This is a genomic window from Halospina denitrificans (assembly GCF_004364635.1).
GTDB lineage: Bacteria > Pseudomonadota > Gammaproteobacteria > Pseudomonadales > Oleiphilaceae > Halospina > Halospina denitrificans.
In genome coordinates this window covers 310,493-322,520 of sequence record NZ_SOAX01000003.1, presented here as the reverse complement: position 1 = coordinate 322,520, position 12,028 = coordinate 310,493, and the positions used below count along the sequence as shown (strand labels likewise).

The window sequence follows — 12,028 nt, the reverse complement described above, 5'->3', positions numbered from 1 at the left end:
CATGACGTGTGCAGATGGATGTGAATCATGAATGAAGACAGCATCGATCAGGTCCAGAAGATTGTCGAGGGGGCGCTTCTTGCCGCTGACAAGCCGCTGTCGGTGGAAAAGCTGATGGCGGTTTTTGGTGAGGATGAGCGCCCGACAAGCACGGTGATTGAACACGTCCTGTCGCGCATCGAGGCCGGTTGCGAGGGGCGGGGGTTCGAGCTCAAACGGGTGGCGTCCGGCTTTCGTTTCCAGGTGCGCGAAGAGCTGTCACCCTGGGTGGGACGACTCTGGGAAGAAAAGCCACAGCGCTATTCGAGGGCGCTGCTTGAAACCCTGGCCCTGATTGCCTATCGTCAGCCGATCACACGGGGCGACATCGAGGAGGTCCGCGGCGTCACCGTCAGTACCGGGATCATCCGCACGCTTCTGGATCGGGAGTGGATCCGGGTTGTCGGTCACCGGGACGTTCCCGGGCGACCGGCGATGTATGCAACAACCCGCAGCTTTCTGGATTATTTCAATCTTCAGTCACTGGATGAGTTGCCGCCGCTTTCCGACGTGCGGGACCTGGACACGATCAGCCGTGAAGTGGAAGACCGGCTGCAGGAAGAACTGGCACTGGATGAACAGACACAGGCAGGGGATCAGACCCCGGAGACCAATGAATGAGTGAAACATCATCCGGAAAAGAACGCCTTCAGAAGCTGCTGGCAAGGGCGGGCGTTGGTTCGCGTCGGGGCGTGGAATCGCTGATTTCCGAAGGGCGTGTCAACGTCAACGGCGAGCCCGCTGAACTTGGCGTCCGCGTTTCCGCCGCAGACAAAGTCGAGGTTGATGGCCGCACCGTTGACCTGAGTTCCGTGGAGACGCCCTCCCGTCGGGTCATTGTGTACAACAAACCCGAGGGCGAGATCACCACCCGGCATGATCCGGAAGGCCGGCCCACCGTCTTTGAGCGCCTGCCGGCGCTGACGGGGCAGCGCTGGATTGCGGTCGGACGGCTGGATATAACGACCAGCGGCCTGCTGCTGTTCACCACGGACGGCGAATTGGCGAACCGGCTGATGCACCCCTCCTGGCAGGTGGACCGGGAATACGCGGTGCGCATTTTCGGGGAGGTGGACGACGCCATGATCGAGCGCCTGCGCGAGGGCGTGGAGCTCGATGATGGCATGGCCCGTTTCAGCGATGTCGTCTACTGGGGAGGCAGTGGCCATAACCACTGGTATTACGTGGCCATCATGGAAGGTCGTAATCGCGAGGTCAGGCGCCTCTGGGAATCCCAGGGGGTCCAGGTTTCACGCCTGAAACGCGTTCGCCACGGTCCCGTTTTTCTGCCAAGCCGGCTCAGCGTCGGGCGCTGGGAGGAACTCGGTCAGAAGGATGTGGACACCCTGAGTGAGGCCGTGGGGCTTGAATCCGTTCCGGTGCAGCCCCCCACGCCCACTGAGAAGCACAGCCTGAAGCGTCTGCAACGCAAGAAACGGCCGGCCAAACCGGCTGAAAAAGGGCGCCCCGGGCGCGGCGGACGTTCCCGTCGGTGATCAATGCTTTACCCATGCCTCGCTCCAGTGTGTAGCATCAGCCCGTTCACATCAGATGAACACGGTTCCGGGCCGGTATACCTGGATTGTGGGGCTGTGTCGTGTCAAAACAGCCAATCGGTATGCTAGAATGCCACGGCTTCGAAGAAGGGAACGAGTAGCACACTATGCGATTCCAGGCGCCGGAAAGTCTCTCTGAACAGATCGCCCAACACCTCGGGCAGCAGATCATTACGGGCACAATGCGTCCGGGAGAGCGTATTCAGGAGTTGAAGGTTGCCGGCGATCTTGATGTGAGTCGTGGTTCCGTCCGCGAGGCCCTGCTTATCCTTGAGCGGCGTCACCTGATTCAGATTTTCCCCCGAAAGGGGGCCGTGGTGTCCGCCCTCACGCCTGATCTGGTCAACAACCTTTACGATATCTATATCCAGCTCCTGCTGATGCTTGCGGACAAGTTCATGGAGCAGCGGGGTAATTCCGATCTTGAGCCCCTGCTCCAGGCCGTCCGGGACCTGCGCCGCCGGATTACCGCCGCCGACGCCTCGATCGAGGAGGTTATCGAAGGCGGTATGGGCATCATGCGCAAGTGCTACCCCATCGTGAATAACCCCTACCTTGAGGAAACCCTGGAAAACTTCCGTCCAGCGATCAGTCGCACCTATTATCTGGTGCTCGAGCGCAGCCGCGAGGAAACGCTGGTAACGGACGAGTTCTTTGCCCGGATTGGTGACCGGGTGGGGGCCGATGACCGGCAGGGGGTTACGGCGGCAATACGGGACTTCGGGGAGCATCAGCGCCGTGTGGCACTGGATGCCCTCGAGAAAGACGAGTCCCTGTCACTCGAAACGGCAAACTGATGGTGTTGCCCCTCTCATGCGGCTGAAATCCATCAAGCTCGCCGGTTTCAAGTCCTTTGTGGAACCCACCACGGTCCCGTTCCCCTCCAATATGACCGCTGTTGTCGGTCCCAATGGCTGCGGCAAGTCGAACGTGATCGACGCCGTGCGCTGGGTGATGGGTGAAAGCTCCGCCAAGTACCTGCGCGGCGAAGCCATGAGCGATGTGATCTTCAATGGCTCGACCAGCCGCAAGCCGGTCGGGCAGGCGTCCATCGAACTGGTTTTTGACAACAGTGACGGCACTGCGCCCGGCGAGTACGGCCGGTTCACGGAGATCTCGGTCAAGCGCCGCGTGACCCGTGAAGGCCAGTCCGACTATTTCATGAACGGGGCCAAGTGCCGGCGCCGGGATATTACCGATCTGTTCCTTGGGACAGGGCTCGGCCCGCGCAGTTACGCCATCATCGAGCAGGGCATGATTTCCCGGCTGATCGAGGCCAAGCCCGAGGAACTGCGCCACTACATTGAAGAAGCGGCGGGTATTTCACGCTACAAGGAACGGCGCCGGGAAACCGAAAACCGGATGCGGCGAACCCTTGAGAATATCGATCGTCTCACCGACCTGCGTGATGAGCTTGATCGCCAGCTTCAACACCTGGAAAAGCAGGCAGAGTCGGCTGAGAAATACAAGGCCTTGAAGCAGGAAGAGCGGCAGAAACAGGCGGAGCTTGCAGTACTGCGATGGCTCAGCATCGACGGCTCGCTGCAGTCGCACCGGAGTGCCATCAGCGAGGCGGAAACCGCTCTGGAAAAGGCCTTGAGTGAACGCACCTCCCTTGAGACAGCGCTTGAAACCCTTCGCCAGGATCACAGTGACCGCAGCGAGCGCTTCAACCGTGCCCAGGGTCGCTACTACGAGGCGGGTGCGGAGATTGCCAGGGTTGAACAGAATCTGGATAACCAGCGCCAGAACGCCCGCCAGACCGCCAATGATCTGGAGCAGGCCCACGAGAACCGGCGCGAGATTGTCCGCGAGTTGGAGCAGGACGAGGAGAAGCTCGAGCGGGTCAGCGGGGAGCTGGCCGAGCTGGAGCCCCAGCTGGAAGAAGCGGAAGAGAAAGCTTCCGAGAGCAGTGAACGGCTGGCGGAAGCGGAAACCCGGATGGGCGACTGGCAGCAGCGCTGGGAGGATTTCAGCCAGCGTTCCGCCGATGACCGGCAGCAGGCCGAGGTGGAGCAGTCGCGGATCAAGGCGAGTGAAGACGCCCTCACGAAGCTCCAGGAACGGCGGCGTAAGCTGGAGGAAGAGCGTGCCGGCCTTGATGAACAGGAGGATGCCGGCGAAGAAGAGGCCCTGGCAGCGGAGCGGGAAGAGCAGGGCATGCGCTGTGAAACCGCCCGCGAGAATGTCGAATCGCTCACGGAGCAGCTCGAGGAACAGCGGGCCCGGATCGAGAGCCTGGAGCCTGAGCTCAATGCCAACCGGGCGAAGTTGCAGGAAATCAACGGTCGCCTGGCCTCGGAACGGGCATTGCTTGAAGACCAGATGGGTGACAGTGACGAGCGTATCCGGGAGTGGATCCGCCAGGCAGGCTGGGAAGATCGGCCCCGCGTTGTGCAGGCCATGGACGTGGATGCCGGCTGGGAGAAGGCCGTTGAAGCCGTGCTCGGGCCCTTTGCCCAGGGGCTGACGCTCGCCCCTGGCGACTATGGTCCGGACCGTCTTGACGGCGCACCCGCTGGTATCGCCCTGGTGGATTCCCGTGCTGAGGTCACCGGCGATGCTGGCAGCCTCGCGCGGCGGGTCCGTCACGCCGGTGGCGCTGCGTCGGTGCTGGCGACCGTCTATGAGGCGGCAACGCTTGAAGAGGCCATGGCGCGGCGTGAGCAGCTGGCCGATCATCAATCACTGGTAACGCCGGAAGGCGCCTGGGTTGGTCGGCATTGGGTAAGGCTTCCCGCGGAACATCATGACGATACCGGCATGATCGAGCGCCAGAAGCGGATTGAAGCCCTCGAATCGGAATCCGGATCTCTCCAGGAAGCCGTCAGCCGTATTGACGACGAACTGCATGGGCTCCGCGAAGCGCGCGACGAATCCGAAACACGCCTGGCGGAGGCGCGCACCGAGCTCAGCGATGCACGTGATGCCTTCAGTGCCGCGGAGTCCCGGCTGGGTGCCCTGCGGGCCCGAATGGAGCAGGTCAGGGAGCGGGCGAGCCGTATTCGCGAGGATCTCGCTGAGTTGGAATCCCAGGAGGGGGATGAGCGGGAGACCCTGGAGTCAGCCCGGGCGCGCTGGCAGGAAGCCATGGACCGGATGAATGACAACGCCGACCAGAAGGAAACCCTGCTCGGGGAGCGGGACCAGCTGCGTGAGCAACTCGACGACTGGCGTCAGCAGGCCCGCCATGCCCGTGATCATCAGCACCAGCTGCAGTTGCAGGTCCAGACTTTGAAGAACCAGCGGGAGGGGCTGGAGCAGACCCTTGAGCGGATGCGGGTGCAGCGTGAGCGCCTTGATGAGCGTGTCGAGGTGCTCAAGGAGTCCCGGGAGAACGCGGAGGCACCGATCCAGGACCTGGAGTTGGAGCTCGAGGGGCTCCTTGACCGGCGGGTCCAGGAAGAGGAGAAGCTTGGCGAAGCCAGGGACGCCCTGGAACAGATCGACCAGCAGGTGCGCGAGCGTGAAGAAAGTCGCAGCCGGACAGAGCAACAGGTCCAGGAAGCCCGGGAGCGCCTGGAGCAGTTACGCATGGATGCCCAGGCTCTTGAATTGCGGGGCAAGCAGTACCTGGAACAGCTCGATGAGCTTGAGGTGTCGCTGGACAGCGTCCGTGATACTCTTCCTGAGGACGCCACAGAGGAAGACTGGGAGAAAGCGCTGACCTCCATCGGGAACCGCGTACAGCGACTGGGTGCGATCAACCTGGCGGCGATTGACGAATACCGGGTCCAGAGTGAACGCAAGACCTACCTGGATGAGCAGGATCAGGACCTGCAGGAAGCGCTTCAGGCGCTGGAATCGGCGATGAAGCGCATCGACCGCGAAACACGGCACCGTTTCCGCGAGACCTTTGACTCGATCAACCAGAAACTCCAGGCCCTGTTCCCGAAAGTGTTCGGTGGTGGCAGCGCACACCTGGAGATGACCGGCGAGGATCTGCTTGAAACCGGCGTTGCGATCATGGCCCGTCCCCCGGGCAAAAAGAACACGACCATTCACCTGCTGTCAGGCGGTGAAAAGGCGCTGACAGCCATTGCACTGGTATTCTCCATTTTCCAGCTCAACCCGGCGCCGTTCTGCATGCTCGACGAAGTGGATGCGCCTCTCGATGACGCCAACGTTGGCCGCTATGCCCGTATGGTCAAGGAGATGAGCGAACAGGTTCAGTTCATCTATATTACCCATAACAAGATCTCGATGGAGCTCTCCGACCAGCTTATGGGGGTTACCATGCACGAACCCGGGGTTTCCAGGCTGGTGTCCGTGGATGTGGACGAAGCGGCCCTCCTTGCGGGCGCCTGATGAACGAGCCGCAATCCGCGGCCATTGTCTTGTTCCGGGTCATTGCATAAAGTAAAGAATACGGGCCGGCGCACCGGGATGCGCCTATCTCAACCCATGAGGACAGAACAGGACTATGAGTCTCAGAGAATGGCTGATTATCATCGGGGCGCTGCTGATTCTGGGCGTAATCGTTGATGGATTGCGGCGCATGCACAGGGCTCGCCAGGAATCGCTGGAAATTGCCCGGGGCATGGGCAGTGGTGATATTGGCCAGACGCCGATTGACGATGACTACAACTCGGAGCTGCCCAATGGCGGCGCCCGGCCCGTTGGTGGTGACAGGCCATCGGCGTCAGAACCCAGGCGGGAACCGACACTGTCTGATAACGTTGAGGCGCCTTCTGCGAATGCGACAGAGGCCTCCACAGCGACTTCCCCTCGGCAGTCGTCCGGTGGCGCAACGGCTGAGACGGAATCGATAACCGCCAGTGATGACGATGGTATTCTCGGGCCAGCGCGTGTCCATAAAGCATCTGAAACGGCTTCTGATCCGGAGACGGGGGATGACGGCGCCCGCTCGGCCGCCTCCGGCACGAATGCCGGGCAACTGTGGCAGAAGATCCGGGATGGCGCGGCACGGGTAGGCGAGGCTGCCATGCCCTCCGAAAAGGAATCCCCGGAGGCCACGACTGGCCAGGAGGCATCCTCTGCAACAGAGCCCGAGCAGGCAACCGCCCCGGCATCGTCCGATGAGCCTCCACTTGCTGGTGCCAACCGTCCGGAAGCGGAGGAGGTTGTCGTGGTGAATGTGCATTGCCGGGGTGAGGACCGCTACCAGGGACGCGCGTTGCAGAAACTTCTGGATGCCTGTGGGATGGAGTTCGGGGATCTTGGCATCTATCACCGCCACGAGGAGCCGGATACGCGCTCCCCGGTGCAGTTCAGCGTTGCCAGTGCCGTTGCGCCCGGCACCCTGCGCCCGGAGGAGATGGAAACCCTGGAAACCCCGGGGGTGAGTTTCTTCATGAGCCTTCCCGGTCCGCGTGATCCGGTCCAGGCGTTCGATTTCATGCTGGAAACCGCACAGGCGTTGGCACGTAATCTGGGTGGTGAATTGCGCGACGAGAACCACAGTGTCATGACAACCCAGACAATTGAACACTGTCGCCAGCGCATACGCGAATACGAGCGTAAGAGGCGATCCGCCATCAAAGCCTGAAGGGGCCCATCTCCGTGACTTCAGACACCAGCCTCACTGAGCGTGCCGAAAACCTGCGCCGTGAGATTGAGTATCACAATTACCGTTACTACAGCCTGGATGATCCCGAAGTCAGCGATGAGGCCTATGACCGCCTCATGCGCGAGCTTCAGGATCTTGAAGCCGAGCATCCGGAGCTCGTAACGCCCGAGTCGCCCACCCAACGGGTCGGGGCCAGCCCGGACACGCTGTTCCGGGAGGCGCCCCATGAGACCCCGATGCTGTCTCTTGAAAATGCCTTTGATGAAGACGAGTTGCGGGACTTCGACCGGCGGGTCAGGGAGCGGCTGGGCCAGGAGGATGCCCTTGAGTACGCCTGCGAGCCGAAGCTCGACGGGCTCGCGGTCAGCCTTCTCTATCGTGGCGGCGTTCTTTACCGCGCTGCGACGCGCGGGGATGGGTATACCGGAGAAGATATCACCGCGAACGTGCGCACCATCGAAACCGTGCCGCTTCGACTCATGGGCAGTGACTACCCGGATGCCTTCGAGGTCAGGGGCGAGGTCTATATGCCCCTTGATGGGTTCGAGCGTCTGAATCGGGCGCTCGCCGAGGCCGGCGAGAAGACCTTCGTCAATCCCCGCAATGCGGCCGCAGGCAGCCTGCGCAACAAGGATCCGCATGTGGCCGCGGCCCGCCCCCTGGAGATGTGCTGCTACAGCGTTGCCGTTCCGGACGATACCGGCCTCCCGGCAAAACACTTCGAGCAGCTCCAGAAGCTGCGTGACTGGGGGCTGAGAATCAACCCGGAGGTGCGGCTGGTTACGGGCATTGATGCGTGCATCGATTACTACCGGGAGCTTCTGGCTAAACGCGAGAATCTCCGGTATGAAATCGACGGCATCGTCTACAAAGTGAACGACCTGGACCTCCAGAAACGGCTCGGCTTCGTATCAAGGGCGCCCCGCTGGGCGATTGCCAGCAAGTTCCCGGCCCATGAGGTAATGACCCGGGTCAGGGATGTGGAATTCCAGGTTGGGCGCACGGGCGCCATTACGCCGGTTGCCCGACTGGATCCGGTTTTCGTCGGCGGTGCCACGGTCAGCAACACCACCCTCCACAACATGGATGAGATCGAACGTCTGGGGCTGCGTATTGGCGACTGGGTCATGGTGCGGCGTGCCGGTGATGTCATTCCCCAGGTGGTGAAGGTGCTTACCGACAAACGTCCGGCGGATACCCGGGAGATCAGCCTGCCGTCCGAGTGTCCCGAGTGTGGTTCGGCGATTGATCAGCCGGAAGGCGAGGTTGTGGCCCGCTGCTCGGGCGGACTTTTCTGCCCCGCCCAGCGCAAGGAGGCAATCCGCCATTATGCCTCGCGGCGTGCCCTGGACATTGAGGGGCTGGGGGAGCAGTGGGTCAATGTCCTGGTGGATGAGGGCATGATTGAGACCGTGGCCGATATCTACCATCTGCGGGAAGAGGACCTGGTCAGGCTTGATCGCATGGGTAGCAAGTCCGCCGCGAACCTTGTTAACGCCATCGCGGAGAGTCGCGAGCCCGATCTTGAGCGGTTGATCTACGCACTCGGGATACGCGAAGTCGGCGAAGCGACGGCAAGGGCGCTGGCAAGGCACTTCCGGAGCCTGGAATCGCTCATGGAGGCGGACGAGGACAGTCTGCAGGAAGTGGCCGACATCGGACCGGTTGTCGCCGCCCATATCCGGGGATTCTTCGCGGAACCCCACAACCGCGAGATCATCCGCAGACTCAAGGATGCCGGTGTGACGTATCGGCCACCCCCGGAACCGGAAACGGCGAGTTCCCCCTTTGCCGGCAAGACGGTTGTTCTCACCGGTACGCTCTCGGAATATTCCCGGGATGAGGCGCGGGATGCCCTCGAATCCCGTGGCGCGAAGGTTGCCGGCAGCGTATCCAGCAGGACGGATTATGTGATTGCGGGCGAGGGGGGTGGCTCGAAACTGAACAAGGCCCGCGACCTGGGTGTGCCCGTCCTGAGCGAAGCCGAGTTTCTGGAGCAGCTTGCCGCTGGCTGACTGTGTCACAAAATGGGCACTCCGGCCCCCAATCTGAGAACCAGTGCAGATCGAACAGCTCGCCAATCGCCTACCATGATGATCGTTCCTAAGTCTCTGTATTGAGCCCAACAACACAGAGGACCGGGAAAGGAACCCGGCCCGGGAGAGTGTTATCCGTGAGTCTGCCTAAAGCCATCCTGTCCAGCCCCGGAGCGCGTCGTGGGCTGATCCTTGCGGTGTTGATACTGCTGTCCACAGGTTGCGGTGATACCAGCAAGTCGCCCGAGGATCCCACCATCCTTGGTGTGCCGCCTGATACCGCCTACCTGGGCGTGGATTACTCCTACAATTTCGGCGCAGCCGGCGGCGATGCACTTCTCAACTATTCGCTGTCCAACAATCCCTCGTGGCTCTCGCTGGAAAAGACCACCAACAAAGCGCGCCCCGGCATCGTGCTCAGGGGGCAGCCCGGCATCAGTGGAGGAGACAACGGGGAAGCGGACCTGGGGCTGAACGAGTCCATCCGGATTACCAGCAATGACGGCTCACTGCTGGGGGACCGGGAGTTCGAGATTGAGGTAGAGCACAATGCCCTGACGATTGATAGCGAGCCCATTACCGAAGGTCGTGCATTCACACCGGATGTGGACAAGGATGACGAAGCCGTCTGTGAGATTCCGGACATGAGTGTGTCCCGGGAGATCAACGTCCGCCATGAGAATCTTCGCAGCAGTGATGGCGATTCCTTCTCGTCAGCATCCCGCCCCTACATCACACGCCCGGCGCTCCTTCGCGTTGATCTGGATCAGCCCTCGGTTGAGGCCGTATCTGTCCGGTTCCGGGTGTCGGAGAACAAGCCCAGGGAGGAGGTGAATGATAGTTGTGACGCCTGTGAGTATGAGGAAGGTAACCGCACCAAGGCGATTTTTGGCGAGGATCTCCTGCTTAACGGGAACTCCGACCATTACGGCTACAGCACAACCTTTCCCGAACCGCCGGACTATATCGATTTTATTGACGAAAACGACGAGCGCGGCACCGGTGTGCTTACGTTCGAGCCCGGTAAGACCAGTTGTTTCATCCCTGTATGGGTTCACGATGACAACCTGGCAGAAAGCACCGAACGGTTTGACCTGGAGTTGGTGGAGGTCACCGAGGGTTTGGCAACACTTGATGGCTCAGGGGCCAATTCCGAGGCCAGCATAGAGATTGAGGATGATGCGCCCACGGTTTCCATCAAAGAAGAGCGGATTGTAGTGAGCCGTGATCAATTCCGGTCCGTGACCGCCGAGCTGGACGGAACTAATAACACCGGCGAGGTGGTGCGTGCCGCAGTGGAGTGGGTGGATGATCAGGGCGAAGAACCTCTTGCCGATGTAGAGGCTTGCTGGCCCAGCCCTTCGGATGTGTGCTCCACCATCTACGATAGCGATGCTCCTGAGGAGGAAAAGGGTAGTGAATCATTGACGATTGAGTTCGCACCGGATGAGCAGGAGACGGAATTTGTGGTCAAGACCCATGCTGCGACAGCGGGCGGTCTGGACCCACTGGATTCGGACGAGACCTTCGAAATTGGCTTTTCAGAAGAATTTCAGTTTGGCCGGGATTATGCAGCCATCGCTTCCGATACAACCAGCAAGGTAACGGTCAACGAGTGGGCGACGGATGTGGTCACTGACTTTGACATGGACACCCTGGTTGCCGGCGCGATCGGCGAGGTTTACGCGGCCGGGACGAATAGCGATAACGACGATGACCTACGGCTGCGTAGCATTAACCGGCTCGGGGAAACGGACTATTCGAAGCAGGATGTAGTCAACTTCGTCAGTGACAATGACACCTGGCCGACGCCTAGCGGCGGGCTTGAGTTGGATTTCAGCAGCCGGGATACAAACACCAGCAGTTCCCCGGAGCTGACCCGCTATCTGGGCCTTGGCTACAGTTCGGGCCAGGATGCGGCAGTGCAGGGGCAACTGGCTCTCTTCAGTTCTGTCATCCAGGATGATGACGGGACTCTATCCCGATCACCGGGATCTGACGATTTGCAGTGGCGATATGGAACGGCTGACGATGGGTTGGGCGCATTTGTGGTCAGGGGACTTTCCATATCGAATGAGGGTGACCTGTCCATCGGGGGAACTGGCCAGGATGGTGATCCGGTACGCCTCGCCCAACTGGACAACAATACGGATGGTGCTGCGCCCCAGCCTGAACTGCGTTGGAAACAGTCTGAAACCACCAGCCTGCCCAATAACGTGGTTGGTCTGCTCTCCTCGGGGCTTGCGGGCTTCACGGTAGTGGGGTTCTCGGAGGGAACGATAGAGGCGGACGATGCAGTAGGGCTTGAGGACTTCTTCTTCCTGGGCGTCGAGATGGACGGTTCCATCAGTAATCGGGCCCAGATCGGTACGGATGAGATAGATACCCTGTCCGTGGCCGATGGGGGCGCTACCCGTGTATGGCTCGGTGGTGACGGAGTCCGGTACGAGCTGGAAGGCTCCAACAGCATTGACCCCAATTCGCCAGCGGAGCCAGGCAATGCGTTCCTCATAGTGACCTCGAACCGAGGCGACAGCGTCGAGGCCGTGCGCAATTTTGCCGGAAGCGAGACAGAACCTGTTCCTGCGACTGTCGATGCTCTGGTTGCGGAAGGCGATACAGCCGTTATCGCGGGAGCCTCTAAGGATTCCCAGCCGCCGTATCTCAGCCGGCTCACCCACGGCAGCAGCGCGGAGGGAATCACCCTGGATTGGCGAATCCCCATCGAAGGCGCTGATGAGGTTCTGGACCTGAGTTTCTTTGACGAGCGCAAGATTTTTGTGGCGTACCGCAGTGGCGATAAGACCCTGATTCGCCTCTATGATCTACACGGAAACCAATTGAGTCAGCCTTAAAGCATAATCGGC

The 12,028-nt window shown here is 60.8% G+C and carries 7 protein-coding genes; all 7 read left to right on the top strand.

Annotated elements, in window-relative coordinates; translation table 11 throughout:
- Positions 1 to 27 precede the first annotated feature (27 nt).
- Positions 28 to 660, top strand: a complete 633-nt coding sequence (gene scpB / locus DES49_RS08395; protein ID WP_133735956.1) for an SMC-Scp complex subunit ScpB — start codon at positions 28 to 30, stop codon at positions 658 to 660.
- Positions 657 to 1,535: a 23S rRNA pseudouridine(2605) synthase RluB gene (gene rluB, locus DES49_RS08390; RefSeq protein ID WP_133735955.1), complete on the top strand. Its 879-nt coding sequence runs from the start codon at positions 657 to 659 to the stop codon at positions 1,533 to 1,535. Before scpB ends, rluB begins: the two co-directional genes overlap by 4 nt.
- 167 nt (positions 1,536 to 1,702) lie before the next feature.
- Complete coding sequence (locus DES49_RS08385; protein ID WP_133735954.1) at positions 1,703 to 2,392, top strand: GntR family transcriptional regulator; 690 nt, start codon at positions 1,703 to 1,705, stop codon at positions 2,390 to 2,392.
- A 16-nt stretch (positions 2,393 to 2,408) separates the two neighbouring features.
- Positions 2,409 to 5,903: a chromosome segregation protein SMC gene (gene smc / locus DES49_RS08380; RefSeq protein ID WP_133735953.1), complete on the top strand. Its 3,495-nt coding sequence runs from the start codon at positions 2,409 to 2,411 to the stop codon at positions 5,901 to 5,903.
- Between the two features lie 115 nt (positions 5,904 to 6,018).
- Positions 6,019 to 7,104, top strand: a complete 1,086-nt coding sequence (zipA, locus tag DES49_RS08375) for a cell division protein ZipA (RefSeq protein ID WP_133735952.1) — start codon at positions 6,019 to 6,021, stop codon at positions 7,102 to 7,104.
- 14 nt (positions 7,105 to 7,118) lie between these two features.
- Positions 7,119 to 9,140, top strand: coding sequence for an NAD-dependent DNA ligase LigA (gene ligA / locus DES49_RS08370; RefSeq protein ID WP_133735951.1), 2,022 nt, complete (start codon positions 7,119 to 7,121; stop codon positions 9,138 to 9,140).
- Positions 9,141 to 9,298: 158 nt separating this feature from the next.
- Complete coding sequence (locus tag DES49_RS08365; protein WP_133735950.1) at positions 9,299 to 12,016, top strand: hypothetical protein; 2,718 nt, start codon at positions 9,299 to 9,301, stop codon at positions 12,014 to 12,016.
- Positions 12,017 to 12,028: the final 12 nt, after the last annotated feature.